Here is a 24892-nt window from a genome sequence, read left to right on the forward strand (position 1 = left end):
ATCAGCCCGTTTCTACAACTAAGGCAGCGCCTAACCCGCGCTGCCTTTCCTCATTTTTCCGGCTGGCCATCATAACGCAGACCAACCATGGTGATATCGTCAGACTGCTCTTCTCCCCCTGCATACTGCCGTATAGCCGCCAGCATTTGCGGCAGAAGTTTTTCCGGCTGCCGTTCTGCAGACAGATTGTTCAACGTATCCCGAATCCGTGGTTCCGTAAAGAGATTGCCATCCACATCCATGGCTTCCGATACCCCATCGGTATACAGGAAAATCATATCCCCTGGGGATAACTCCATACTTTTCTGTGTATAAGGTCTTTCCCAAAGCCCCAGCACATAACTCTTGGGCAGCGGCAAAAACTCATAATGGCCTTCATGCTGCAGCAACGGTGGGCAGTGGCCGCAATGCGCATACGTAAAATGACCATTGCGCAGGTCCAATACCCCCACCAGCACGGTAACGAACATGGCGGCTTCATTATTCTGGCAAAGTTCCCGATTGGCCTTTTCCAAAATAGCCCCCAAATTTTCCGGACTCTTGGCGCCCATGATGCAGCTCTTCAATACCGACTGACATTTCGCCATAAACAAAGCTGCAGGAACCCCCTTACCGGACACATCCGCAATGGTGACCACCAAATAATTGTCCTGTACGATATAGAAGTCGTAAAAATCGCCCCCTACATCTCTGGCCGGCTGCATCAGGGCATAAATGGAAAACTCCTGCCGCTCGGGGAAGGGCTGGCGGGTGCCCGGCAGCATATCCTGCTGAATCTGGGCTGCCACTTCCAGCTCTGTGCGGCTGCGTTCCTTCTCCGCTGCCACCTGCGCCAAATTTTCTGTATAGAGCTTCAAGTCATCCGACATGGAATTGACACTCTCGGCTAGATTTTCAATCTCATCACCGGTAGAAATCTGCAGTTTCTTGTCAAAATTCCCTGCCGCAATCTCCCGGACGCCGCCCTCCAACTGCCGGATTGGCCGGGTCAGGCGGCCAGCCATAAGACCGCTGCTGTATATCAGCAGGAGCAATATGGGAATCAACAGTATTGCAGACCGACAGATAAACTTGTTAATGGTGCTCTGCCCGGTGGTCTGCAGTTCTGTCATCTTCTCCAGAACGGCATCTTTCACCCGCTCCACGGGTGTCATAACCGTCTGGGCTTCAAGCATCGTGCCGAAACTCCACTTCGTCCCCTCCAGCGGGGCAAATGCCAAATAATACTTTTTACCGTTCATGATTACGGACATGACATCATTTCCCCCAGCTACCATTCGCTGGGCTGCTGCCGCAATATCCGGTTCAGCTTCCGACAACTGGCGGATATCCGTGCCATCCAGCCGGGCCGCCAAAATCCCCTCATCCTCTGAAGAAAATACCACCCTTCCATGACAGTCCATGACAAAACTGATACCGTCCTGTTTTATAGCATCCGCCAGAAAAGTACGGTACAGGTCCTCGACACTGTAGCTGATGCCTACCACGCCGGCAAAACCATTCCCATCATAATAAGGCATGGCGCAGGTCACATCCAGCTTACCTTCCGCTCCGCGGTAAATATCGGAAAAAGCTGGCGTGTCCGTCTGTTCCCCCAGTTTATACCAAAACCTTTCCCGATGGTCATAGGTCTGAATGAAATCCTGCCGCACCTCCGGCGAAGGATAAATGCTGGCCCTTCCCTGCTCACTGGGGACAATATCCAGACAGATAAAATAGCCATCACGAGAACCGGCATAAAGAGACGTGCGATACCCACGATAGTATTTACTCAGAGGCTCCAGCACATCAGCAAAATTTCCCGCCAAGGCAATTTGACGCTGCAAATTCCCATCTATCCCGCGGGACTGTAGCTCCGGACTGTAATGAATATACACCGTTTCCGATAAAATATCCGGCTCCTGCTGGGTATCCGGCAATTTTCGGGGACGATACTGGGCAGGAGATGTCATGATGAGCTGCAGGGAATCGGCCATATAGGCCACATCCTTCTTCACCATCATCAGTTCCCGGCTAAGATGCTGGGCCTTTACGCGGGTCATCTCCTGCAAATCATTCTTGGCATCACTGGCAGCTTTTCTCCCCATGGATTCAGCCAGAAACTGGCCTACTGCCTCACTTTGCGCCAACATGGTGATTTTGGTGGTGTTAAGGGCATAAAAAGCCAGACCGCCCACTGCCATCAGCGTAATTAATACACTGGCCAGCAGCAGCAGCAATACCCGCCCACGAATCGATAACTTCACCATGTATTCCAGCCGCCCTCTTTCATTAAAAATTTCTTAGTTTCCTTATATTTTACAATATTTACCCAGCCAAAGGCAACTTCCCTCCATTTATCTTTTTTCCAATGGTATAATGTAGAAAAGCAAAAACAACCGTAAGGAGTGACCTCCATGAAACAGGATTTTTATAAAAACCTGCAGGCAGAAGCGCAGACGCAGCTGGCCGCTGATGAAAAACTATCCGGCCGATATACCATCTATCGCACCGCCTGCTTCTTTGCCCTGATTTTTGCCTTTGCGGCAGGTTATGACGGCGTAAGGGGCGCAACTGTCATCGGCGTGCTGTTGCTTCTGTTCTTTAGTCGCCTTATCCACCAGCATAATCGCTTGAAAAAGCGCATCCATTTTATCCAAAATTCTCTAGACGTAACGGAAGAATATCTCTCGCGCTTCAATGGAAAGTGGCAAAAGCTGACCGACAAAGGGGATGAATTCATTCATCCCGAGTGTCCCCAGGACATTGACCTGCATATCTATGGCCCAGCCTCCCTTTATCAATACATGTGCTGCGCCCGCACCGCCCTCGGCCGGCAAAAACTTGCCCAAGCGCTGACAGTAACACCGCCACCCACAGATGTCATCGCCCAACGTCAGGCAGCGGTCAACGAGCTCATTGACCACCAGCGTCTCTGCGTGGAACTGCTGGCCCTGAGCCGTTTTCTCCCCACAGGGCACGACACTGCGCCTTTGATAAAGGAAGTAACTGCAGACCAGCCTCATCATATCAGCCCTGTCCTGCAGCAAACGGCCCGGCTGCTCCCGCTGCTAACCATGACGAGTATTGTACTGGCACTCGGCGGCCTTATGGAATGGCATATTCCCGGTCTCCTCATACTGCTGCAATTTGCCATTGCCATGGTCTTTCACCGGCAGAATCAGACCATCCTCGCCCCGCTGCGCACACTCAATCATGAGTTACACGCCTATCGTGCCTTGTTTATCCGCATGGGAAAGACAAACTTTACAAGCCCGCAGCTTAACAAGCTGTCTGCTGACCTGTCAACGGAGGGCGCTCCTGCCCTGCAGAAACTTGCCCGCCTCACGGACCATGTAAACCTCTGCCGCAATCTCTTTTTCTTCGTGCTGGGCAATGCCCTGCTGCTTTGGGACTGCCACTGCGCCTCCCGCTTTAACCGCTGGCAGGACAACGCCGCACAAAACCTAAAAAATTGGCTGGATGCCTGGGCAGAGATGGAACTCTATATCTCCCTGGCCATGACAGCCCATACCCGGGAACAATTCAGCTTCCCGCAGATACTAAAAGGCGCACCCCAACTGAACACGACAGGCCTTTCCTCCCTGCTAATCACTGAAGAAAAGGCCGTGCCCAACGATACTGCCATGACCGCCGAAACACGCATTATCACAGGCTCCAATATGTCCGGCAAAACCACTTATATGCGCACTTTGGCCAGTTCTCTGGTGCTGGCCTATGCGGGAGCTCCCATCTGCGCCAAAAGTTTTGCCTGCACACCCATGGCTATCTTTACTTCTATTCAGGTTCATGATGACCAATCGCAGGGGATTTCCACTTTTTATGCCGAACTTCTGCGCATCAAGCAGATGGTGGATTTCAGCCAGAAACAGACGCCGATGTTTATCTGCATTGACGAGATTTTCAAGGGAACCAACTCGGCCGACCGGATTATCGGCGCCCGCGAGGCCATCAAGCGTCTGACCCGTCCTTATGCCATCACTTTGGTTTCTACTCATGATTTCGAACTCTGTGATTTGCAGTCTGGTAATGATATTCCCGTGACCAATTATCACTTTGCCGAATACTACGAGAATAACAAGATAAAATTTGACTATAAAATAAAGAATGGCCGCTGCCAGACGACCAATGCTCAATATTTGCTAAAAATGGCAGGAATCCTGTAGACAAATGTCTTTTTGTATGATAATATAGGGACTATCTTATTTTAGAAGTACCTGTGTTTTTTCTCAGTAGACACAGACCTGTTTATATCATACGAGGAGGACATCAATTTATGGAATCATTTATCCCTATGCTCAATGCCATCGACTCCTTCATGTGGGGGCCGCCGCTGATTACCCTGCTGGTGGGCACAGGCATCTACCTGACCCTGCGCCTGAAACTTTTGCAGGTTGTACGCCTGCCCAAGGCTCTCTCCCTGATTTTCAAAGCCAAGAATCACGGCGAAGGAGACGTTTCCAGCTTCAAGGCCCTCTGCGTGGCACTGGCTGCTACGGTCGGCACGGGTAATATTGTCGGCGTAGCAACTGCTGTGAAAATCGGCGGCCCCGGCGCTATCTTCTGGATGTGGATGGCCGCCTTCTTCGGCATGGCTACCAAGTATGCCGAAGGCCTGCTGGCCGTTAAGTACCGCAGCACGGATGCCAAGGGCAATATCGCCGGTGGCCCCATGTACTACATCCGTCAGGGCATGGGCGAAAAGTATAAGCCGCTGGCTACGTTCTTCGCCGCTGCCACCATCCTCGTAGCATATTTCGGTATCGGCACCTTCCCGCAGGTCAACGCCATTGTGGATAGTGCAGAAATTTCCTTTGGCCTGTCCAAGGTGCTCACGGGCGCTGTACTCACAATTCTGATTGCCGCTATCACCATCGGCGGCCTGCAGAGCATTGCCAAAGTCGCCGCCAAGGTCATTCCCTTTATGGCGGTCATGTACATCGCCATCAGCGTGGGGCTTATCGCCATGAATTTTGATGGCGTTCCCGCCGCTGTCGCTTTAATTTTTGAATCCGCTTTCACCGGCACGGCAGCAGCCGGCGGTTTTGCCGGTTCCACCATTATGATGGCCATGCAGAATGGTATCGCCCGCGGCGTGTTCTCCAATGAATCCGGCCTCGGTTCTGCGCCCATTGCCGCCGCTGCCGCCAAGACCAAGGAACCTGCTGAACAGGGCCTTATCTCCATGACGGGTACCTTTATCGACACTTTGATTATCTGCACCATGACAGGCCTGGCCCTCGTCCTCACTGGCGTATGGCAGGGTGATGCCGCCGGTGCCGCCATGACGAGCGCCGCCTTTGCTTCTGCTTACGGTGCTGTGGGCAGCAGCCTCCTGACTATCGCACTCGTGCTCTTCGCCTTCACCACTATCTTGGGTTGGAACTACTACGGCGAGCGCGCCTGCATCTATCTCTTCGGTACCAAAGGTGTAATGCCCTACCGCGTAATCTTCATTGCACTGATTGCCAGCGGCGGTTTCCTCAAACTCGAAGCCATCTGGATTCTGGCTGATATCGTAAACGGCCTTATGGCTATCCCGAACCTGATTGCCCTGATTGCCCTGTCCGGCGTCGTTGTGGCAGAAACCGAAAGCTACTTGTCCCGCAAAGGGGAACTTGATGAGGACGACATTCCTCATGCAACGATAACAGAATAAATGACATGTCAAAAGGCAGATTCGCTTTTCACTGGCGAATCTGCCTTTATTTTCTCCTGATGAGTTAAATTATGATGCCATTGCAATGGTCAATCTCATGCTGGATGACCTCTGCGGTGAAGCCGGAGAAGCGCTGCTTCTGCGGTTTGAATTTTATATCCTTATACTCCACTTCAATCCATGTATAGCGTTTGGCCGGACGTTCTCCCAGCAGTGACAGGCAGCCTTCCATAACCTCGCTGCATTCATCGGAATGTTTGACAATCTGCGGGTTCAACATGGCGATATTCTGCTTGCCCACCTGCACAGCGATGATGCTCTTGGCCACGCCAATCATATTGGCTGCCAGCCCTACGCAGATAGCCTTGTTGGCTTTGAGGGTATCCAACAAATCCTCTGCCACAGCCTTATCCTTGCGGGTAGCAGGCTCCGCCACTTTCTGCAGGAATTCCGTATCTTTGATGATGTTCTTTACCATATCTGTCTTCCTCATTTCGACTATATTTTCTTATTTATTTTACCACAATTTTTCCCGCCAAAAAACTTTACATCTATCTCCTACTGTCCTACAATAGTTTACATACATTTACAATGTTATTTACATATTATAAGAAAGGATAGGGATATTTTGAGTGACGACAAGGATGAAATTCTGAATAAACCCTTTGCTGAAATCGGCGAGAAACTGCATCTGCTGCTGCAGACCGGGGCCCTCTTGATGGAAAACGGTGCTGACAGTGACCGCACCGTGCGGGATATGCGGCGGGCTGCGGCCTTTATGGGCATTGACCAGGAACATATGCATCAGCATGTGCTCTATACCACGTTGATGCTCAATGTCAGCGACAGCCGCCATTCCTATACGGAATTCTGCAAGTACCAAAAGCTGGGCGTCAATATGACTACCCTGTCAGCGGTGAGCAAACTGACCTGGCGGGCCCTGGCCCAAAATTACAGCCTCGAAGCATTTCGCCGTCAGCTGAACAATATCCGCAATCTTCCCCGTGCCTATCCCGTATGGCTGACTGCACTCGGGGCAGGCGCGGCCTGCGGCGGTTTCTGCAAACTATTTGGTGGCAGCTGGCTTGATTTCCTGCTGACAGCCATCTGCTCGTTGCTGGGCTTTTATACGCGGCGGCTCTGCAATGCCTACGCCTTTAATGCCTATGCCACCATCGCCATCACTTCTTTTGTCACCACGATTCTGGCCTGGAGTACCCAATTCCTTACGGGAGAATTGAACTGGTATCCTCTAATTGCCTGCACTCTATTTCTCGTACCGGGAATTCCGCTGATAAATGCCGTGGATGATTTGCTCAATAACTTTATCGTGGCCGGCATGACAAGAGCCATGCACACTTTGTTAGTTGTAGGCAGCATGACCTTCGGTATCGTTATTGCCATCCGCCTCTGCGGGGTTACAGACTTTACCAGTGTCCAGCTCACTCCCGACACTCAATACCTGTCCCAAGCTATCGCGGCAGCCATTGCGGCCACGGGCTTTTCCATCATCTTCAACGTGCCCAAACGAATTCTGCCGGTAGTGGCTGTAGGTGGCATTATCACGGTGCTGCTGCGCAATATTTCCGTAATCGAGCTGGGGATGTCCCAAACCGCTGGTTCCTTTATCGGCGCAGCAGTGGTTGGGCTCATCGCCCTCAAAGCCATTCACTGGTTCCATACGCCCAATATCGTCATGACCATTCCCTCGGCTATCCCCATGATTCCCGGGGTACTGCTCTACCGTCTGCTCTTTGCCCTGCTGAATATCCAGTTCATCACCAGCGAAGAATTCTTTACCAGCTTCCGCATGGGCGTAGATGCCGTGACCATCATCATTGGAATCGCCGTAGGTGTGGCCATTCCCAACATCTTTATCCATCGGCAGATTGAACGGCGCAAGCAAAATAACGTGCAGAGGTTGTTGGCCAAACGCTATGCCGAATCGGAAGATTAAGAAAAACCTCATCCGAGCGCTACGCGCCCACCTTCCCCATAGGGGAAGGCTATCTAATCTATGAAAGAAGTGAACGTATGACACTGGCAACAACATCCTCTCCTCGCCGGGAGGCATTTATGGACGGAATTCGCGATGGCACGCCCATTGCCTTGGGCTACTTCGTAGTCTCCTTTACCCTGGGCATTGCCGCCCGCAATGCAGGACTTACCCCTTTTGAAGGCTTCTTAGCCAGCTTCTTCAACAACGCTTCAGCAGGTGAATACGCGGCCTTTACCATTATCGCTGCTGACGCTCCCTATCTGGAACTGGCCATTATGACACTCGTAGCCAACGCCCGCTACCTCCTTATGAGCTGCGTCGTCAGCCAAAAATTCTCCCCAGATACCAATATTCTCCACCGAGTGCTGGTGGGCTTTGATATCACCGATGAAATCTTCGGCATCACCATTGCGAGAAAAGGCCCCTTGAATCCCTACTACAATTACGGTGCCATGAGCGTAGCCCTGCCGGGCTGGTCTGTCGGCACCGCCCTCGGTGTTATGGCGGGCAACCTCCTGCCTGTAGCCGCCGTCAGCGCCCTGAGCGTAGCACTCTTTGGCATGTTCATCTGGGTCATTATCCCGCCCGCCAGAGATAACCGCATTATTGGTGCGCTGGTCGCCATCAGCTTCATCGCCAGCTTCGCCTGCGCCCACCTGCCCGAAATCAGCGACCTGTCCGGCGGCACAAGAACCATCATCCTGACCGTCGCCATCGCCGCCATTGGTGCTATACTGTGTCCTGTTAAAAATGACCAGTAATCATACATAAGCAATCACAGATAAGACCAGCCACTTCCGAGATGAAGCAGCTGGTCTTATCTGCAGTATTGCGTTATAATGTTAACATCTCCTTGCGAGAGGAGGTGAAATCCGTTGCTTTCCAAATTACTCTGGAATGCCATAGTTCCACTGGCAGTAGGAATTCTGGTAGCGCTTTTTAGCTACTGGCTGAACCACTAAAGGTGTAACAGGCACAAAAGACCCCCGGCTTTGTCGACTTGCCGGGGGTCTTTCTAATCCATTGCTTTCCGTATGTCTGTAGTATAACACCCACCCAAAAGAAAAGCAAGGGAAACTTTACATCATATATCAAGGCGGAGCAATCATCTCGCATTAAGCCCATGGGGCTGGTAATGCTTTTCCGCAGCTTTTGACAAGCCTGTCTATGGCGGAGGAAAAGTGTTACCAGCCCCACGGGCGCCTTTACACTATGATGTTAACTAAGAACGGTAAACCGCCTCATCCACCTGCCTGTCCTTCCCTGCCACCAGAAACGCCGATGTAATATCCCCTACCACATTCTGCGCCGTTCCCGGCATATCGATAATCGGCTCAATGCCGATAAAATGCATAACCGCAGTTCCCGGAATCCCCATATTCTCCAATACCGGCGGCATAACGAGAAGTCCCACTCCCGTCATCGCCATCAAAAACTCCACGCAGAACAGGGAAAAGATAAAGTCTGCATTCATCTCCACCGAAAACGTACACGCGAGCATCATGGATATTACGGACACATAATAGGCTGTGCCATCCATGTTGAACTGCATACCTACCGGTACCGTAAATTTCGTAATCCGCTCATTCATGCCTAATTTTTCCACACAAAATTTCAGCGTGGCCGGCAGACAGGCACTGGAATTACTGCTGGAAAAGGGCAGTGCACTAAACGGCACTGTTTTTTGCAAAAATGGCAGGGGCGAGCAACGGGCAACCAGCAGAATCAGCAAAGCCGCCACCAAAAAGCTAAGAGGCAGCCCCAACGCAATGACCAGAAGCATCCGAGCATACGCCCAAAGGCCAATAATCCCCAGCTGCATAACCATTTTGATAGTGGATATACACACCAGAAAGGGAAGCAGCAGGCTCACGGTCTGAACAACATTCATCGTAAAATTGCTCATAAAGCGAACCCCTTCACGCGCCCAATCCAGCTGTCCGTCCATTTTATTCAGGATAAAACCACAGAAGCAGGCGAGAAACAAGGTCTGCATGATGTTATTGGTCGAAAAAGGCGAAACCACATTCCCCGGCACAATCCCTCCTAACAGCGACCCCACCGTAATGCCCGGAGCATTGCCAAGATTGCCCTCCAAGGTAAGTGTCAGCGTAGCCAAAATTTCCGGTGTACCGCCCATAAGATAGCCCGCCAACAGGCCGGCCGCTACGAAAAAAGCCAGTTTCAGCAGTGAACATAAAACCACATGCCAGCCGATACGTCCGATATTGCTGGAATAGGACATACTGATAATCCCCTCGATGACCGAGAAAAATATCATTGGCGCAATCGCCATCATCAGTGCGCTGATAAATACCGTCTGTATCGGTTCGATAACAACTGCCTCCAGCCAGTCCTTAGCTGCCTGACTAGCTTCAATGTACAGCAACGCCCCCACAGCCGTGCCCAAAATCAGTCCTGCCAGAATCCTACGCACTTCCTGATACTCCGGGTCACGGAACTGTATGGCCACAATATTTTCGCCCCGCCGTCTGCTGCGCGAATACTTCAGCCGTTTGCGATGAGCTTTCAGGATTGCATACCCGGTCAGGTCGCTTTCCATATCTTCCGGCAGCAGCAACAAAGGATTATAGGCATCCCCTTTGGCCGTCAGCAACAACTTTAAGCGATGAAAGGACTTTTTCCAGCTCAACGTCAGGCTAAAGTCTTCCGCCTTTTTATCCTGCTGGGCCAAACGCTGAAAAGTTTCCTCTACGAGCAGCTGCATCAGATAAATTTCATGCTGTTCAGCCTTTTCTTGGGACAATGAATCCGCAATCCAGTCCATGGCCTGCGAAAAATTTTTCCATGTAATGACAAAAGAACGGTCCGTTATTCGAGTGTAATCAGCCATAAAATCTTCGCTTTCTTCAGGTCATCCAAACGCTGAAGCTGCAATTTATTCAACCCCTTCTCGCTGTAGAGCTTAAATGATTCCTTAAACAAGGGAATCTGTTTTACCTTCAACCCTTGTGCTGCAATAAATTTTTTTGCTTCTTCGTCGGTTGCAAAGAATTTTGGGTCAAAATCGGCATCGGCAATTTCCTCGTAAACCTTGGCCGATTCCTTATAGACTTCACGGGCATTTTTCTCCCCATAAACGACCTTGGAAGCCCCCATGACGAAATCACGGGCAGAAAAGTCCGACGTAATATAGCAGCCGCCATGTTTCTGCAAAACAGCCTTGATATTCTGCAGGACGCTGGCCTGCTGTTCATGGGTCAGATACATCATCAGGCCATCCATGGTAATGCAGACCGGGCCTTCCATCTTGTCGGCCGCAGCCATCATCTGCGCCTTATCCGTAGCATCTGCGACCTCATAGGATGCCAGTTTCACTTCCTCCGGCTTCAGGCATTTGACCAGATACTGATTGCCATAGACTGCAACAGCGGGGAATTCTGCACCCACAAAATGGATTCCATGACGGGCCATGTACAGTCCCCGGGAGGAAAACCCGCAGGCAATGTCCATGACATTTTTGTAACCGTTCTGCTGAATATATTCATTGAGCGCCGCATAACGCATCTCATGGTAGAGCATATTCACCGGCTGCAGGGTATAAAAATTCTTGATTTTCCCCGTGAACAAAAGATGCTGTTTCCCCGTTGCCTTGGCATATTCAGCCGCCTCCGGCACACCAGCCTCCCGCAGCCAGAACAGCGACGTATAGGCAGTATAGGAAACCGGCTCAAATTCAGCGGCCCAGCTTTTGCCACTCAACAGCAAGCACAGCCCCAAAACAAGAACAGACAGCCATTTTACAGGCAGTATTTTTTTCATTTGCCACACCTTCCCAGATTCATATATTTTACTGAAACATCAGCCTATAACATTTCGCCCTTCGTTTGGTGAAATCCTGCTATTTTTCTTTACAATCCGGCATTATCCGCCTAAAATGTTAATAAATACCATTCATCGAGAAAGGAAAACGCCCATGAACCACGATATCTACATCTATCTGCTCGTAATGAGCGCTGTAACGCTCGCCATCCGCATCCTGCCCGTCACCCTTATCCGCCGCCCCATCAAGAACCAGTTTCTGCGCTCCTTCCTTTTCTACGTCCCCTATGTAACCCTAGCAGTCATGACCTTCCCCGCCATCATAGATGCCACCCGCAGCCCCTATGCAGGTCTTTTAGCCCTCATCATCGGCATCGTCCTGGCCTGGAAAGGCTTCAGCCTGTTCAAAGTAGCCGCCGCCTGCTGTATCGTTGTATTCGGCGTTGAACTGGTCTTATTATAAGCGAAACAAAAAACAGCCCATGAAGCTTATCCCTTGCTTCATGGGCTGTTCGTATATTTTATGCTATCTGATACACCCGTGCATCAAAATTTTTCCAATAGCCCACTGCATCATCATAGGACAAAAGATAGCGGTCCTCGGCTTCACTTCTGCCCAGTTCAATGCCGTAACAACATTTTGCAAAAACCGTAGCTTCCTTATTGGCCGCCTTGCGCAAAATCTCCTGCAACGTATCTTCCACAAAAGCCGTCCGGGACTTCCAAGCCGCCTGCTCCTTCAAATTATACTTACCTGTCTTGAACTTAAACAATTTGTTTGTCGCACTATTCACCGCAACAATCATCGTTCTTCTCCTCTCCAAAAAAATCTTTCCAGTAACAATATCCCATTATTATTTCCACAATATACATTTGTATCCAAAAATACTTTGTAATTTTACCCCAAAAGTCCCAATTAAGCAAGATATTTTTTGCAGTTTCAACTATTTTTTAGAAAAATTTTCCCTATATGATTATTAATTCTCCCTATGAGGGAAAAACTCTGCCAAAACCTTCTCGTCCTGCGGCTTGCCCAGATAAGTGCCAATCAGGAAGAACAAGAGCGACGCCGTAATGCCGATGGTAATCTGATGCAGGCCCATAACCTTGAAGCCCATGCCCTGCGTCAGGCAGTAAACCACCGTACCGCCGCTCATAGAAAGCAGTGCGCCGAGCTTATTAGCCCGCCGCCAGAACAGGCCCAGCAAAAGCATCCAGAAAAAGGCCGTTTCCAAACCGCCAAAGGCGAACATATTGATAATCCAGATAAGGCTCGGCGGCGTCAGCGCAATGACAAACACCACCACGCCGATAACGGCTGTCGCCAGCATGGAGAGCAGACGCAGCTGTTTCGTGCCCGGCTCTTTGCCCTGCTTATGCTGATGATGCAGATACACATCCTTGATAATGGCCGAAGAAGCCACAATCAAGAGGCCGGAAATGGTCGAAATAGAAGCTGCCAACGGGCCGATAATGGCCAGCCCCACTAAAGCCGGCGGCATAACCGTGACGATAGTCCTAGGGATGATATTATCCACACCGCCATAGGAGGCCAAATCTCCGGTGAGCACGCCATGGGCCAGAATGCCCGTAAAGTTGATGCCGATATTCATAAAGCCCACGACCACCGTACCAATCAGCATGGCCTTGTGCAGGCTAGCCGTATCCTTGTAACTGATGCCACGCACCACCGACTGTGGCAGGGCAATGGTGCAGATACCTACCAATATCCACTGGGTCAGATAAAGCCCGACAGGCATATGGCCATTGGATAAGGGTTCAAACATTTCCGGGTGGTTGCTATGGAGATTGGCCATAAGATTTTCATAGCCGCCCCCTGCTGCCAGCACATAGTAAAGCAACAATACAATGCCCACCATCATAATCAGGGCACAGCAGGTATCGGTCAGCGCCACAGCCCGGAAGCCGCCCACGGTGGTGTAGACCACCACGGCCAGCCCAAAGAGCAGCAGGCCCATCTCATAACTGTAACCCGTCACCGCCGCAAAGAGCTTGGCGCCGCCCACGAACTGCGCCGTCATGGTCGCACAGAAAAACAATACGATGATGAAAGCCGCCAAACTGGCCAATCCGTCCGACTGGAAGCGCTCACGGATAATATCAACTACCGTCACCGCATCGAACTTGCGGGACAGCAGGGCCACCCGTTTGCCGAAGATACCCAGCACGAGGAAGATAGCCGTAACCTGCACCACCGCCATGTAAATCCAGCCAAAGCCAATCTGCCAGGCCATGCCCGGCCCGCCCACGAAAGAACTTACAGAGCTATATGTGGCCACGGTAGTCATAGCCAGCACAAAGCCACCCAAATCATGGTTGCCGATAAAATACTGCTGAACAAAATTCCTGCCAAAGCCTCGGGCCTGTACCTGCCGTACATAGAAGCCAATGCCAATCATCACGGCCATAAAGATAAGCAGGGGCAGAAGCGCTGCCGGATTGCCGCCATTACTCATGGTCAGAGCCCTCCTTTCCGCCATCTTCCAAGGGCATATCCCTAAAGACGAATTTCAGCAAGATTTTCACCAGCACAATGGCAAAAAGCCATACGCCAATACTGGAGGTTACTGCCCAGAGAGGCAGACCGCCAATCTCCATATCTACGCCAGCCAGGCCAAAGCCTGCCCAGCACCAAAACAAAATAAGCACCAGCAACGCCAGCCCCGTAAACGCGGCTTCCCGGCGAATTTGCTGATACTTTTCCCAATCTGTCATAAACTATAGTCTCCTTTCGTACAGTTGCACCCTGAAATTTGCTTTATGCAGTGCATACCGTCGCTCTCTAGTGTACCGCAAAATGACTACACAGGCAAATCCAGCAGGATTTTTTCTGCCAATGGCGAAAACTAATGGCAAAAACAATTACTGGAAACTATGTCAGAAAGGATGATTTATATGAAACGCCTTGTCGCTCTGCTGGTATTTTGCCTGCTGATAAGCATCAGTGCCGTTGCCGCGGCCGGCGGCACCATCACCGGCACGGTTCACCTGCCCAATACCGAACGGGGAATGCACATCGGCAGGGGCGAAGGCGGCGCAGCCATGATGTGGGATATGAGCGCCCCCAAGAACCGCAAGCGTTCCGAGCGGGCAGAAATCTGGCTCATTGAACGGGGGATTAATTTTACGGCCCTTCCCTACGCCGCCGTGCAAAAATGGTATCAGCAAGGAACTATCCCCGCCAACCAGCCCATTTACCATGCCGTAGTGAATGAGCAGGGACAGTTCACCTTTCAGGATGTTCCCGCCGCCGAGTACTATGTCATGATTCTTGACCCGAATGGCAAGGAAGGGAACCAGAATCTTGCCGACAAGATGACAAGGGATGAATTGACCAAAAAACTGCCCCATGCGGATGAATTTGAACTCTTCATGGTGGGCATGCGCAGCTGCCTCGTGCAAAAAGTCAGCCTGCGCAACGGCCAGACGATAAATATCCGGCCAAGCGTATTTTGAGGGGAGGTAAGCACCATGACCATTCTCGATACCATGCTGGCGGCCAATGCAGAATTCTGCGCCCATCCGCCCGCTGACTACACCCTTGAAGATTTGAAAAAAAGCAAGCTGCCCCAAAAGCAGGTAGCTTTGATTACCTGCATGGATACCCGCCTGGTGAATTTTCTGGAACCTGCTCTGGGCATTGGCCGCGGGGAAGCCAAGGTAATAAAAACCGCCGGCAATGGCATTACCGGCGTATTTGATGGCACCATTCGGAGCCTGCTCGTATGTATTTATGAACTGGGCGTCAAGGAGATTATCGTCATCGGTCATCACGAATGCGGCATGGCCAACACCACTTCGGAAAGCCTCATAAAATCCATGGTGGAACGGGGCATTTCAAAAGAAGCCATCCATATGATAAAGAAGGAACTCACAGAATGGGCGGATGAATTCCACCATCCCGAGCAAAATGTCATCGATACGGTAGAACGCATCCGCCTTAATCCACTGATTCCCGCTGATGTACCCATTCACGGCCTGATTTTCCACCCCCGCACCGGGAAGGTAGATGTGGTCATGAACGGCTATACCTGATTATCTGTCCTTCCACGTCCATATCCGGTCATGGATTTTCGCACTTTGCAGAGCCTCTTCCATAGCCTCATAGGCCAGCTGCGACACATCGCCCTGCGTGGCGTATTCATCGTTGAAATGACGCGATGCGCCTTTGCTAAAGGATTCTGCCTTAGCCTTGTCAAAGCCGACAATTTCCACCGCCGCATAGCTATGGACGATATATCTGCCCCAGCGGTTCCAGCGCATGGTCTGATACTGCTCATAACCTGTAAGCACCGGCATAACTACCAGGTCGGCATTCAGCTTTTCTGCCACTGGCCGCATTAAATCCTTGAGCTTTACCTTGCCGACAGCTTCATTGCGCGCATCTTCCAAAGCCGCCCAGCATTCCTTTTCCGGAATGTATTGGACGGCTTTTAACGTGCCGTTCAAGGGAACATGCAGGCTCCTGTCCACCAGTTTTTCCAAGCGGTCATGCACATCCTGGGTTGGCGTCATATAACTCTGTATGAGCAAGGGAAACTGCGCCACCCGCAGCGGCGTGCGCTCTGCCGCCCAAACCTGCACCGATAGGATAAGCATCAACAGTGCCCATAGTAAGGCAATTTTCCGTTTCACAATAACACCTCCAGAACCTTAAACCACACGGGCTTTTAATGAATGGACTTTTTCTTGAACCGCCCGCCCACAATATCATGGACAGCATTGATGGTTACAAAGGCATTTTCATCCTTGTCGAGTACGATTTCCTTGAGCTTATCGACTTCCAGACGAGTCACCACACAGTAAAGCACTTCCTTGCTCTCCCCAGTGTAGCCACCGGCACCATGCAGCAGGGTCACGCCACGGCCTAAACGGTCATTCAGGGCCGAAGTGATTTCCTCATGCTCATTGGTCACAATCATCACGGCGTAGCTTTCATCCAACCCCTTGATGACCACATCAATCATCTTGGAGATGACAAAATATGCCACCAGCGAGTACATAGCCTTGTCCCATCCATAGAGCAGTCCTGCGCTGGACAGAATAAAGAGGTTGATAAACATAACTACTTCGCCCACGGAGAACACGGACTTCTTATCCATAATAATAGCCACAATCTCCGTACCGTCCAGACTGCCGCCAGCCCGGATAATCATCCCCACGCCGATACCATCAATAATGCCGCCAAAGATAGCCGCCAGGAAGGGGTCATCCGTCACCTTCTCCAACGGGTCAAATATCTCTGACCAGACGGCCAGAAAACAGATGGCAACCAAAGTGGCAATGGCAAAGTTCTTGCCAATCTGCTTGTACCCCATAAAGAGGAAGGGAATGTTTAAGAGTACCAGAAACACACCCATGCTCATGCCCGTGATGGTTTCCATCATAATGGAAACACCCACGATACCGCCGTCAATGACGTTGTTGGGAATCAAGAATTCTTCCAAGCCAAAAGCTGCAATAACCGCCCCGACAAAAATCATGGCATATTTTTTCACATAAAATGACGTCGTGCGATTCTGGCCAATTTTAGGTTTTACTTCATTATTCAAGGCTGCCTGTTCTTCCATACACCTCACACTCCCATTTTCGTTCTATATTCATTATATATTATTAGGTAAACGCAGACAATAATCCTCTTTTTCATGTTTATTTCTGTACCACACTAAAGTACATTCGTATTTTATCGACAGTTTTTGGCGGGATTTAGCAACTTCTTGCGTGTTTTTTCGTGAGTTTGATTGACTTTGAAGGAGTTTAGTTGTATTATATAAAAAAATCACATTTTTGGAGAGTGATAGCCATGCTGACGGAAGAGCGTTATGCTACAATTCTGCGCATCCTTGAGGAAAAAAAGGCTGTTACCGTCCTTGACCTCACCCGTGCCCTGAACGCATCTGAATCCACAGTGCGCAGGGATTTGACCGCCCTGCACAAGAATGGGCGTCTCTACAAGGTGTACGGCGGGGCCACTTCCATCGACAACAACTACAGCAGTGCCGAGGAAGACATGAAAACCAAGAACGATTTATTCCCTGAGGAAAAAATCGCCATCGCCCGCAAGGCTGCCGGACTCATCAAGCAGAAGGATTTTGTCTATATTGATGCGGGTTCCACCACCTTGCATTTAATTGATTTTTTGACGGAAACCAGTGCCGTATTCGTCACCAACGGTATGCAGCATGCTGCCAAGCTGGCTGCCAAAGGCTTTAAGGTCTTCATTATCGGCGGTGCTGTCAAAGCCGTTACAGAAGCGGTTATCGGCACAGAAGCCCTGGAAAGCCTCACGTGCTACAATTTTACCAAGGGTTTCTTCGGTACCAACGGCATCAGCCCCAAGTCCGGTTTTTCTACGCCGGATGCAGATGAAGGCACCATCAAGAGCGCTGCTCTGGCTCGCTGCAAGCATGCTTACGTTTTGGCTGACCAGTCAAAATTCAACAAGATTTCCCCTATCACCTTTGCCAATATCTCCAGTGCTACCATTATTACAGGCCGGCTGGAAGATAAAAAATACCGTGATTATACCACTGTTCTTGAAGGAGAGTAAGAAATGATTTACACCGTAACCTTCAATCCATCCCTGGATTACATCGTCCGTCTGGACAACTTCACCGCCGGTGCCATCAACCGCGTCAACTACGAGCAGGTTCTGGCTGGCGGCAAGGGCATCAACGTGTCCATCGTGCTGAAGAATATGGGCCATGACAACAGCGCCCTAGGTTTTGTCGCTGGCTTCACCGGCGAAGAAATCAAGCGCCAGCTCAAGGAATTCGGCGTCAAGAGCGATTTCGTACAGCTTGACGAAGGTTTCTCCCGTATCAACGTAAAGGCCAAAGCCAGCACGGAGACGGAAATCAACGGTCAGGGCCCGGACATCAGCGAAGCCAAGCAGGCTGAACTCTTTGCACAGCTCGACAAACTCGTAGAAGGTGACACGCTGGTACTGGCCGGTTCCATTCCCAAGACCCTGCCGGATGACATCTATCAGCGCATCATGGCCCGCCTTGACGGCAAGGGTATCCGCATCGTGGTTGACGCTGAGAAGAATCTGCTTCTCAACGTGCTCCAGTATCATCCGTTCCTCATTAAGCCCAACAATCACGAACTCGGCGATATGTTCGGCGTAAAACTCACCACGGATGAAGAAATCATCACCTACGCCAAGAAGCTACAGGAAAAAGGCGCACAGAACGTGCTGATTTCCATGGCTGGTGACGGTGCCATCCTCCTGACGGCGGAAGGCCAGTCTTATAAGTGCCCGGCACCGAAGGGCAAGCTCATCAACTCCGTCGGCGCTGGCGACTCCATGGTAGCCGGCTTCATCACGGGTTACATGGAATCCAATGGCGACTTTGAAAAAGCCTTCCACATGGGCGTAGCCACGGGTTCTGCTTCCGCGTTCAGCGAAAATCTCGCTACCCGTCCGGAAGTTGAAGCACTGCTGGCCACCATCGCTTAACATTTGGGATCTCGCCTTTTAGGCATTATATATAATTCTTTTATTTGCAAAGGAGAGAACATTATGCGTATCACTGACCTGCTCAAGAACGAGAGCATCGTTCTGGGCGCCTCCCCGGCTGACAAAGCTGCAGCCATTAATCAGCTGGCTGACCTCATGGAAGCCGGCGGCAACCTTTCCGACAAAGAACAGTACACCAAGGATGTATTCGCCCGCGAAGCATCCGGCACCACTGGCCTTGGCGACGGTATCGCCACTCCCCATGCCAAGAGTGCTGGTGTAAAGGCAGCAGGCCTTGCTGCTATGACGGTTCCTGCTGGTATGGATTTTGAATCCATGGACGGCCAGCCGAGCCGCCTGTTCTTCATGATTGCTGCTCCGGACTCTGCCAATGATGATCATCTGGCCATCCTGTCCAAGCTGGCTACCATGATTATGGACCCGGACTTCAAGGAAGCTCTGATTGCTGCCAAGAGCAAAGATGAATTCTTGAAGCTCATCGATGCCAAGGAAGACGGCAATTTCGTTGCTCCGGCGGCTGCAGATGCAGTAGAAGAAGCGCCGAAAGCCGACCACATTCAGGTGCTGGCTGTTACGGCCTGCCCGACGGGTATTGCCCACACCTTCATGGCTGCGGAAAGCCTCGAACAGCACGCTAAGAAGCGCGGCATCACCATCAAGGTTGAAACCAACGGCTCCGGCGGTGCTAAGAACGTATTGACCGCTGAAGAAATCGCCAAAGCTGACGCTATCATCGTCGCTGCTGATAAGAACGTCGCTATGGCCCGTTTCGATGGCAAACCGACCATCATCACCAAGGTTGCTGACGGCATCAACAAGGCTGACGAACTCCTTGACCGTGCCCTGTCCGGCAACGCTCCCATCTATCATGCTTCCGGTTCTGATGCAGAAGAATCTGCTGCGGATGTATCCGGTGAAAGCCTCGGCCGTCAGATTTACAAGCACCTCATGAACGGTGTCAGCCACATGCTGCCCTTCGTTGTTGGCGGTGGTATCCTGATTGCCATGGCCTTCCTGTTCGATGATTACTCCATCGACCCGAGCAAATTCGGTTCCAATACGCCGCTGGCTAAGTTCTTCATGGATATCGGCGGTGCATCCTTCGGCTTCATGCTGCCGATCCTCGCTGGCTTTATCGCTATGTCCATTGCTGACCGTCCGGGCCTTGCTGTAGGTTTCGTTGGCGGTGCGCTGGCTGGCACGACTGGTTCCGGCTTCCTCGGCGCTCTCGTAGCTGGTTTCGTAGCCGGTTACGCTGTAAACTTCCTGAAGAAGGCATTCTCCTGCCTGCCGGAATCTCTGGACGGCATCAAGCCCGTTCTGCTCTATCCGTTCTTCGGTATTCTGATTATCGGTTTCATCAGCATGTTCATCATTGCTCCGCCGGTTGGTGCAATCAACACCTGGCTCGTTGAAACCCTCAAGAACATGGACCCGAACGCCCGCATTATGCTGGGTATCGTAATGGGCGGCATGATGGCTATCGACATGGGCGGCCCCATCAACAAGGCAGCTTATGTAACGGGTACTGGCCTTCTCGCTTCCGGCGAATACCATGTAATGGCCGCTGTTATGGCTGGCGGTATGGTTCCGCCTCTGGCTATCGCGCTTTGCACGACGTTCTTCAAGAACCGCTTCACCGAAAGCGAACGCAAAGCTGGTATCACCAACTATGTAATGGGTATGTCATTCATCACCGAAGGTGCTATTCCGTTCGCTGCTGGTGACCCCCTGCGCGTGATTCCTTCCGTATTCATCGGTTCCGCTACGGCTGGTGCCCTGTCCATGGCCTTTGACTGCACCCTGCGTGCTCCCCATGGCGGTATCTTCGTCGTACCGACCATCGGTAATGCAGGCATGTACCTAGCAGCCATCATCATTGGTGCTGTAGTAGGCTGCATTGTACTGTCCGTACTGAAAAAGCCCATCAAGGACTAATCACTAACGAGTAAGACATATATAAAGCCTTCCCCTCTGAGGAAGATGGCAACCGCAAAATGCGTCCACCTTTCCCAGGGGGGAAGGCTTATATCTATAATTTTAGGAGGAGTTATGCTAGACCGCCTATTTAAGCTGAGCGACCGCAAAACGACGGTACGCACAGAATTCTTTGCCGGGCTGACTACATTCATTGCCATGGCATATATCGTTTTTGTCATTCCCCATATGCTCACGGATGCGGGTGTGCCCCAGGAAGCATCCATCGCCGCTACGATTTTGATTACCGCTGTTTCCACCCTCTTTATGGGTGTACTGGTCAATTACCCGGTGGCACTTGCCCCCGGACTTGGCCTTGCCGCGTTCTTTTCCTACTACGTCTGCGGCAGCCTGCACCTGCATTGGACTGTGGCCCTCGGTGCCGTATTCTTTTCGGGTATCGTCTTTCTGATTCTGACCTGCGGCGGCATTATGAAAGCCATCATTCATGCCGTACCGGATACACTCAAAGCGGCCATCACGGTCGGTATCGGCCTTTTTATCGCCTTTATCGGCCTCAAAAATGCCGGTGTCCTGCAAGCTGACCCGTCAACCTTTGTGGCGCTTGGTGACGTTACCCAGCCTGCCCCCGTCTTTGCCATGTTCACACTGGCACTCACGGTCATTCTCATGGTGCGTGGCGTGCAGGGTGCTATCCTCATCAGCATTGGCGTGACCACACTGCTCTCCATGGCGCTGGGATATTCTCCCATTCCCCACGGTATCAGCGATATTATCAGCTTCGACATCCCCTCGGTGAGCGGTTCCTTCGTCCAGCTCGATATCGCAGGTGCCTGGGATTATGGGATTATCTCCATCATCTTCACCTTTACCATGGTGGAACTCTTCGATAATATCGGCACCCTCATCAGCCTGACCCGCCGGGCCAATATGGTGCAGGATGATGGCGAAATCCCCGGCCTCAACAAGGCACTGACCATGAATGCCTTCGCTACGATTGGCAGTGCGTTTGTCGGCACCTCTACCGTAACCACCTATCTGGAAAGCGCCACCGGTATCGAAGCCGGCGGCCGCACAGGACTTACCGCCGTTATCACGGCGCTCGGCTTCCTCTCCCTGCTGCTGTTCGCCCCGCTGATTGCACTGGTGCCCAGTTATGCGACGGCCTCTGCTCTGATTCTCATCGGTGCTTTGATGATTTCTTCCGTCAAGGACATTGACTTTTCCGACCTCACCGACGGCGTACCAGCCTTCCTGACCATCATTATGATGCCGCTGACCTACAGCATCGCTAGCGGCTTTGCCTTTGGGTTTATCAGCTATGTGGTACTGAAAGTATGTACCGGCCGATATAAGGAAGTCAGCTGGGTTATGGGCGTAATCAGCCTGGCGTTCCTCGTAAATCTCATTATGCGTGCATAATAAAGCTATATCGGACATCTACACATACAGGGGATGTAAAGTCCCCTTAACAGCCAGAAAGTGCGTTGACATAAAAGTTGTCAACGCACTTTTGGCAAATTGCAGTTTGTCGGGAAGTTCGTGATAAAGGTATCCAGTTCATACATCGTCAGGGGCGAACGGGGAGTAATTTTTCTGTTTTCCGCTAAACGACCCCCTCGTAAAATAGAATTATCCAGTTACTCGCGCCGGGCAGGCCAACGGCGCTGCTTTTCAGCGTATTTACTTAGCTGTTTTCTACAGGGGCCGGCCTTCACTTCGTTCAGGCAGTCGCTCCTTACAGAAAAATCACTCCCCGTTCGCCCCAAGATACGGTCTATGCTATTGCCACGAACTCGTTGCTCCCGTAACAAGAACATCGATGTACTTGTTGCTTATCGCTGCGAAAATGCCATCTTATACGGACATCGCTTAGGGCGGAGGTGGTGATGCTTTTCGCCGTGGAACGACTGTCCGAACGAAGTGAGGACTGGCCCACAAACGCTATAAACTAAACACTGATATGAACATACGCGCCGCCGGTCTTGCCCGGCGCAGGTAACTAAAAAGCCCATACACTTACTTGTGGGTCATTTAGTGCAACGGCGAAAAGTATTACCACCTCCGCCCAAACTGAGCTGTAACAAATAAAAATAATCTCGCAATAACATCGATAAACTGCAATTTCACAGTCTCTTTTTGCTTATATCCCCAAAAACGAATTGACCTGAAAGTTCCTTATGCTTGCCAGCACCGTGGTCTGCAGGGCCGTTTTCAGTGCTTTGCCGGTGGCCTGCGCCGCTTCGGTGTCGATACTTCCATTTAATAGCCCGCTGTTGTTCAGCTGATTAAGCCAGGCGATATTCTGGGCAATTTCATTAATCGACTGCTGATTGATGGCCCGCTGCTGGCGTTTATAGTAGCTGTACATATAATCCTGTGTCTTTTTGCGGCTATCCGACCAGAAGCTGTCCATAAGCCCCAGCTTGTACTTCGTCAAATCGTATTCATTGAGAGTCCTATCCCATTCTTCCTGCTCTTTTTTGACCTTCGCCCAAATATCCTGATAGCTTTCGCCATCCCCCGTTTTCGTTTCCAATTTGCTTTCCTTGCTCTTATATGACTTGGCCGCCAGATTCTGCAGGGCCAGTAACGTTTCCATTGACATCTGCGACATAAAAATGCCCCCTTTCTCTCTATATATCGAAAGAAAGGGGGCATTACTTTAGCGTTTTAATCTTCTTCTACAGGGCGCAGAGCATTATCCAGCGGTGCTCTGGCATACGGCATCAAATCGGTGAGCTTCGCGGTCTTCACCACGCCGTCCATATTGGTCATGATGATTTCTTCCACGTTGAACTCTGCCAACAGCTGACATACAGCACCATTGGGAACAAAGGGCTCATCCGTATCAGCAATCACGGCAATGGCGTCAAATTCCCGCTTGCCATCTGCTACCGCCCGGTACATAGCCACTTCCTCCGCAAAGACGGAGAGCCGGGGTACGGCGTTTTCGATATTACATCCTGTATAAAAGGTGCCATCACTGGCCAACACGCAAGCGCCAATAGCTGCCTTTCCATAAGGTACATAAGCGTTATCCATGACCTGCATAGCCGCCCGCACCATGGTATCCACGATTTCCGGATTCATATTTGGTTCACTCCTTTTCTAGCCACTACTACCTACTTCTACTATTCCCCATGCAAGAGCAAAATCCTTGCGCGAAATAAAATTTTCTTAGACAACATCCACCCTGATAACACCATCTATCTGCCGCACAGCATCGACAATGATGATGCTCTTGATACTCTGCTTGTTGAAAATTTCCAAATCAATATACATCGAGCGCTCGCCGCCCTCTTCCATTTCATCATCAGCAGCATTGACCTTTACACCTCTGACCCGTAGCTGCAAATCCTCCAGACAGCGGCTGATGCGCATAAGCTGCCCAGGCCTGTCCACTGTGTGGATATTGAGCGAAAGATTCTTCTCATGGTCCACCCAGTCATCTAAGCGGGATAGCCTGCCCAAAGTCACAAATACCAAACCGGTACTGATAAGCGCTCCGGTATAAAAGCCAGCTCCTACCGCTAAGCCAACGCCAGCCACCACCCAAAGACAGGCAGCTGTAGTCAGGCCTGTAACGGACAGCCCCTCCTTCATGATGGCACCGGCGCCCAAGAAACCAATGCCGCTGACCACCTGCGCTGCTAGTCTCGCCGGGTCAGCATTGGTCTTGCCCTCAACATCCTGATACAGACCGATGGACATGACCATAATCAAACAGGAACCAAGACATACCAGCACATTGGTACGCAACCCCGCCGATTTTCTACGGGACTGGCGCTCATAACCGATGATACCGCCCAAAACACAGGAGAGAACCAGCCTCAGAAACAACTCCCATTCCGACAGCATGACTTCTCACCTCTTTCTTCCACTAATCATGCCTATTCTCTTATGAATTCGCCTTCAGCCAAAAAAATCCTGCCTGTCCATGTGAATCCCACCAAATAAGGGAACATTTTATCCACATAATAATCCACAGGTGTGGATAAGTATGAAC

At 51.0% G+C, this 24892-nt stretch carries 25 protein-coding genes; 12 read left to right on the forward strand and 13 right to left on the reverse strand.

The annotated features are described in order from the left end of the window. Positions 1–50 precede the first annotated feature (50 nt). Both T320_RS13900 and T320_RS14815 read right to left on the reverse strand, forming a co-directional pair. Positions 51–2249 carry a SpoIIE family protein phosphatase gene (locus tag T320_RS13900; protein ID WP_051608610.1) on the reverse strand — a complete coding sequence of 733 codons (2199 nt, stop codon included), beginning with the start codon at positions 2247–2249 and terminating at the stop codon, positions 51–53. Next, positions 2243–2398: a hypothetical protein gene (locus tag T320_RS14815; protein ID WP_197019379.1), complete on the reverse strand. Its 156-nt coding sequence runs from the start codon at positions 2396–2398 to the stop codon at positions 2243–2245. The genes T320_RS13900 and T320_RS14815 overlap by 7 nt, the downstream gene beginning before the upstream one ends. Here T320_RS14815 and T320_RS05345 point away from each other — a divergent pair. Together T320_RS05345 and T320_RS05350 are read left to right on the forward strand one after the other, a co-directional pair. After that, positions 2397–4166, forward strand: a complete 1770-nt coding sequence (locus T320_RS05345; RefSeq protein WP_037353713.1) for a MutS-related protein — start codon at positions 2397–2399, stop codon at positions 4164–4166. The two genes, T320_RS14815 and T320_RS05345, sit on opposite strands and share 2 nt — an antisense overlap. A 110-nt stretch (positions 4167–4276) precedes the next feature. Further along, the gene (locus T320_RS05350; RefSeq protein ID WP_037353715.1) at positions 4277–5659 is read left to right on the forward strand and encodes an alanine/glycine:cation symporter family protein; all 1383 of its coding nucleotides are present in this window, start codon (positions 4277–4279) and stop codon (positions 5657–5659) included. Positions 5660–5723: 64 nt separating this feature from the next. Here T320_RS05350 and T320_RS05355 read toward each other — a convergent pair whose 3' ends face one another. Further along, positions 5724–6137 (reverse strand): peptide deformylase, encoded by a 414-nt coding sequence (locus tag T320_RS05355; RefSeq protein WP_037353717.1) that lies wholly within the window; start codon positions 6135–6137, stop codon positions 5724–5726. A gap of 150 nt (positions 6138–6287) precedes the next feature. Here T320_RS05355 and T320_RS05360 point away from each other — a divergent pair, with 150 nt between their 5' ends. The 3 genes from T320_RS05360 to T320_RS15120 all read left to right on the forward strand — a co-directional run bounded on the left by T320_RS05360 (position 6288) and on the right by T320_RS15120 (position 8620). Next, on the forward strand, positions 6288–7616 hold the full coding sequence (locus tag T320_RS05360; RefSeq protein WP_037353719.1) for a threonine/serine exporter family protein: 1329 nt from the start codon (positions 6288–6290) through the stop codon (positions 7614–7616). Positions 7617–7693: 77 nt separating this feature from the next. Continuing rightward, positions 7694–8419: an AzlC family ABC transporter permease gene (locus T320_RS05365; protein ID WP_037353721.1), complete on the forward strand. Its 726-nt coding sequence runs from the start codon at positions 7694–7696 to the stop codon at positions 8417–8419. Positions 8420–8533: 114 nt separating this feature from the next. Then, the gene (locus tag T320_RS15120) at positions 8534–8620 is read left to right on the forward strand and encodes a type I toxin-antitoxin system Fst family toxin (protein ID WP_143035151.1); all 87 of its coding nucleotides are present in this window, start codon (positions 8534–8536) and stop codon (positions 8618–8620) included. A gap of 260 nt (positions 8621–8880) precedes the next feature. Here T320_RS15120 and T320_RS05370 read toward each other — a convergent pair whose 3' ends face one another. Next, positions 8881–10512 (reverse strand): dicarboxylate/amino acid:cation symporter, encoded by a 1632-nt coding sequence (locus tag T320_RS05370; protein ID WP_037353732.1) that lies wholly within the window; start codon positions 10510–10512, stop codon positions 8881–8883. Next, positions 10491–11441 (reverse strand): hypothetical protein, encoded by a 951-nt coding sequence (locus T320_RS05375; RefSeq protein WP_037353735.1) that lies wholly within the window; start codon positions 11439–11441, stop codon positions 10491–10493. Before T320_RS05375 ends, T320_RS05370 begins: the two co-directional genes overlap by 22 nt. 154 nt (positions 11442–11595) lie before the next feature. Here T320_RS05375 and T320_RS05380 point away from each other — a divergent pair, with 154 nt between their 5' ends. Further along, entirely contained in the window at positions 11596–11904 is a 309-nt protein-coding gene (locus tag T320_RS05380; protein WP_037353737.1) for an AzlD domain-containing protein, read from the forward strand. A gap of 58 nt (positions 11905–11962) precedes the next feature. On the opposite strand, the gene T320_RS05385 is transcribed toward T320_RS05380, so the two are convergent. The 3 genes from T320_RS05385 to T320_RS05395 form a co-directional block, all read right to left on the reverse strand. Continuing rightward, positions 11963–12247 (reverse strand): hypothetical protein, encoded by a 285-nt coding sequence (locus tag T320_RS05385; RefSeq protein ID WP_037353739.1) that lies wholly within the window; start codon positions 12245–12247, stop codon positions 11963–11965. Positions 12248–12418: 171 nt separating this feature from the next. After that, a complete protein-coding gene (panF, locus tag T320_RS05390; RefSeq protein ID WP_026759637.1) occupies positions 12419–13918 on the reverse strand; it encodes a sodium/pantothenate symporter in 1500 nt (499 codons plus the stop codon). Then, positions 13911–14177 (reverse strand): YhdT family protein, encoded by a 267-nt coding sequence (locus T320_RS05395; protein ID WP_037353741.1) that lies wholly within the window; start codon positions 14175–14177, stop codon positions 13911–13913. Before T320_RS05395 ends, panF begins: the two co-directional genes overlap by 8 nt. A 180-nt stretch (positions 14178–14357) precedes the next feature. Between T320_RS05395 and T320_RS05400 the strand changes: the two genes are divergently transcribed. Together T320_RS05400 and T320_RS05405 are read left to right on the forward strand one after the other, a co-directional pair. Next, the gene (locus tag T320_RS05400; protein ID WP_037353742.1) at positions 14358–14918 is read left to right on the forward strand and encodes a hypothetical protein; all 561 of its coding nucleotides are present in this window, start codon (positions 14358–14360) and stop codon (positions 14916–14918) included. 15 nt (positions 14919–14933) lie between these two features. Further along, on the forward strand, positions 14934–15497 hold the full coding sequence (locus tag T320_RS05405; RefSeq protein ID WP_037353744.1) for a beta-class carbonic anhydrase: 564 nt from the start codon (positions 14934–14936) through the stop codon (positions 15495–15497). Here the strand turns inward: T320_RS05405 and T320_RS05410 are convergent, their stop codons facing one another. Together T320_RS05410 and T320_RS05415 are read right to left on the reverse strand one after the other, a co-directional pair. Further along, positions 15498–16097: a hypothetical protein gene (locus tag T320_RS05410; RefSeq protein ID WP_037353745.1), complete on the reverse strand. Its 600-nt coding sequence runs from the start codon at positions 16095–16097 to the stop codon at positions 15498–15500. 35 nt (positions 16098–16132) lie between these two features. Continuing rightward, complete coding sequence (locus T320_RS05415) at positions 16133–17032, reverse strand: YitT family protein (protein WP_026759632.1); 900 nt, start codon at positions 17030–17032, stop codon at positions 16133–16135. A gap of 233 nt (positions 17033–17265) precedes the next feature. Between T320_RS05415 and T320_RS05420 the strand changes: the two genes are divergently transcribed. The 4 genes from T320_RS05420 to T320_RS05435 all read left to right on the forward strand — a co-directional run bounded on the left by T320_RS05420 (position 17266) and on the right by T320_RS05435 (position 22305). Beyond that, positions 17266–18012, forward strand: a complete 747-nt coding sequence (locus tag T320_RS05420; RefSeq protein WP_026759631.1) for a DeoR/GlpR family DNA-binding transcription regulator — start codon at positions 17266–17268, stop codon at positions 18010–18012. A gap of 3 nt (positions 18013–18015) precedes the next feature. Continuing rightward, the gene (gene pfkB, locus T320_RS05425; protein WP_026759630.1) at positions 18016–18924 is read left to right on the forward strand and encodes a 1-phosphofructokinase; all 909 of its coding nucleotides are present in this window, start codon (positions 18016–18018) and stop codon (positions 18922–18924) included. Positions 18925–18987: 63 nt separating this feature from the next. Then, a complete protein-coding gene (locus tag T320_RS05430) occupies positions 18988–20883 on the forward strand; it encodes a PTS fructose transporter subunit IIABC (RefSeq protein ID WP_037353748.1) in 1896 nt (631 codons plus the stop codon). A gap of 114 nt (positions 20884–20997) precedes the next feature. Further along, a complete protein-coding gene (locus T320_RS05435; RefSeq protein ID WP_037353749.1) occupies positions 20998–22305 on the forward strand; it encodes an NCS2 family permease in 1308 nt (435 codons plus the stop codon). A 721-nt stretch (positions 22306–23026) separates the two neighbouring features. On the opposite strand, the gene T320_RS05440 is transcribed toward T320_RS05435, so the two are convergent. From T320_RS05440 to T320_RS05450, 3 genes are all read right to left on the reverse strand, one after another. Then, positions 23027–23500 carry a hypothetical protein gene (locus tag T320_RS05440; protein ID WP_037353751.1) on the reverse strand — a complete coding sequence of 158 codons (474 nt, stop codon included), beginning with the start codon at positions 23498–23500 and terminating at the stop codon, positions 23027–23029. A 56-nt stretch (positions 23501–23556) separates the two neighbouring features. After that, a complete protein-coding gene (locus T320_RS05445; RefSeq protein WP_026759623.1) occupies positions 23557–23976 on the reverse strand; it encodes a cytidine deaminase in 420 nt (139 codons plus the stop codon). A gap of 87 nt (positions 23977–24063) precedes the next feature. After that, positions 24064–24744, reverse strand: a complete 681-nt coding sequence (locus T320_RS05450) for an MgtC/SapB family protein (protein ID WP_177241779.1) — start codon at positions 24742–24744, stop codon at positions 24064–24066. Between the last annotated feature and the right edge of the window lie 148 nt (positions 24745–24892).

Origin of the sequence: Selenomonas sp. FC4001, from assembly GCF_000701565.1 — a bacterium.
Lineage (GTDB): Bacteria > Bacillota > Negativicutes > Selenomonadales > Selenomonadaceae > Selenomonas_A > Selenomonas_A ruminantium_B.

Coding starts and splice junctions, on each gene's coding strand:
- T320_RS05445 (WP_026759623.1), bottom strand. CDS start 23,976: ATGAATCCGGAAATCGTGGATACCATGGTGCGGGCGGCTATGCAGGTC.
- T320_RS05350 (WP_037353715.1), top strand. CDS start 4,277: ATGGAATCATTTATCCCTATGCTCAATGCCATCGACTCCTTCATGTGG.
- T320_RS05345 (WP_037353713.1), top strand. CDS start 2,397: ATGAAACAGGATTTTTATAAAAACCTGCAGGCAGAAGCGCAGACGCAG.
- T320_RS05450 (WP_177241779.1), bottom strand. CDS start 24,744: ATGCTGTCGGAATGGGAGTTGTTTCTGAGGCTGGTTCTCTCCTGTGTT.
- T320_RS05415 (WP_026759632.1), bottom strand. CDS start 17,032: ATGGAAGAACAGGCAGCCTTGAATAATGAAGTAAAACCTAAAATTGGC.
- T320_RS05440 (WP_037353751.1), bottom strand. CDS start 23,500: ATGTCGCAGATGTCAATGGAAACGTTACTGGCCCTGCAGAATCTGGCG.
- T320_RS05435 (WP_037353749.1), top strand. CDS start 20,998: ATGCTAGACCGCCTATTTAAGCTGAGCGACCGCAAAACGACGGTACGC.
- T320_RS05395 (WP_037353741.1), bottom strand. CDS start 14,177: ATGACAGATTGGGAAAAGTATCAGCAAATTCGCCGGGAAGCCGCGTTT.
- T320_RS13900 (WP_051608610.1), bottom strand. CDS start 2,249: ATGGTGAAGTTATCGATTCGTGGGCGGGTATTGCTGCTGCTGCTGGCC.
- T320_RS14815 (WP_197019379.1), bottom strand. CDS start 2,398: ATGGAGGTCACTCCTTACGGTTGTTTTTGCTTTTCTACATTATACCAT.
- T320_RS05365 (WP_037353721.1), top strand. CDS start 7,694: ATGACACTGGCAACAACATCCTCTCCTCGCCGGGAGGCATTTATGGAC.
- T320_RS05385 (WP_037353739.1), bottom strand. CDS start 12,247: ATGATTGTTGCGGTGAATAGTGCGACAAACAAATTGTTTAAGTTCAAG.
- T320_RS05355 (WP_037353717.1), bottom strand. CDS start 6,137: ATGGTAAAGAACATCATCAAAGATACGGAATTCCTGCAGAAAGTGGCG.
- pfkB (WP_026759630.1), top strand. CDS start 18,016: ATGATTTACACCGTAACCTTCAATCCATCCCTGGATTACATCGTCCGT.
- T320_RS05400 (WP_037353742.1), top strand. CDS start 14,358: ATGAAACGCCTTGTCGCTCTGCTGGTATTTTGCCTGCTGATAAGCATC.
- T320_RS05405 (WP_037353744.1), top strand. CDS start 14,934: ATGACCATTCTCGATACCATGCTGGCGGCCAATGCAGAATTCTGCGCC.
- T320_RS05370 (WP_037353732.1), bottom strand. CDS start 10,512: ATGGCTGATTACACTCGAATAACGGACCGTTCTTTTGTCATTACATGG.
- T320_RS05375 (WP_037353735.1), bottom strand. CDS start 11,441: ATGAAAAAAATACTGCCTGTAAAATGGCTGTCTGTTCTTGTTTTGGGG.
- T320_RS05430 (WP_037353748.1), top strand. CDS start 18,988: ATGCGTATCACTGACCTGCTCAAGAACGAGAGCATCGTTCTGGGCGCC.
- T320_RS05380 (WP_037353737.1), top strand. CDS start 11,596: ATGAACCACGATATCTACATCTATCTGCTCGTAATGAGCGCTGTAACG.
- panF (WP_026759637.1), bottom strand. CDS start 13,918: ATGAGTAATGGCGGCAATCCGGCAGCGCTTCTGCCCCTGCTTATCTTT.
- T320_RS05420 (WP_026759631.1), top strand. CDS start 17,266: ATGCTGACGGAAGAGCGTTATGCTACAATTCTGCGCATCCTTGAGGAA.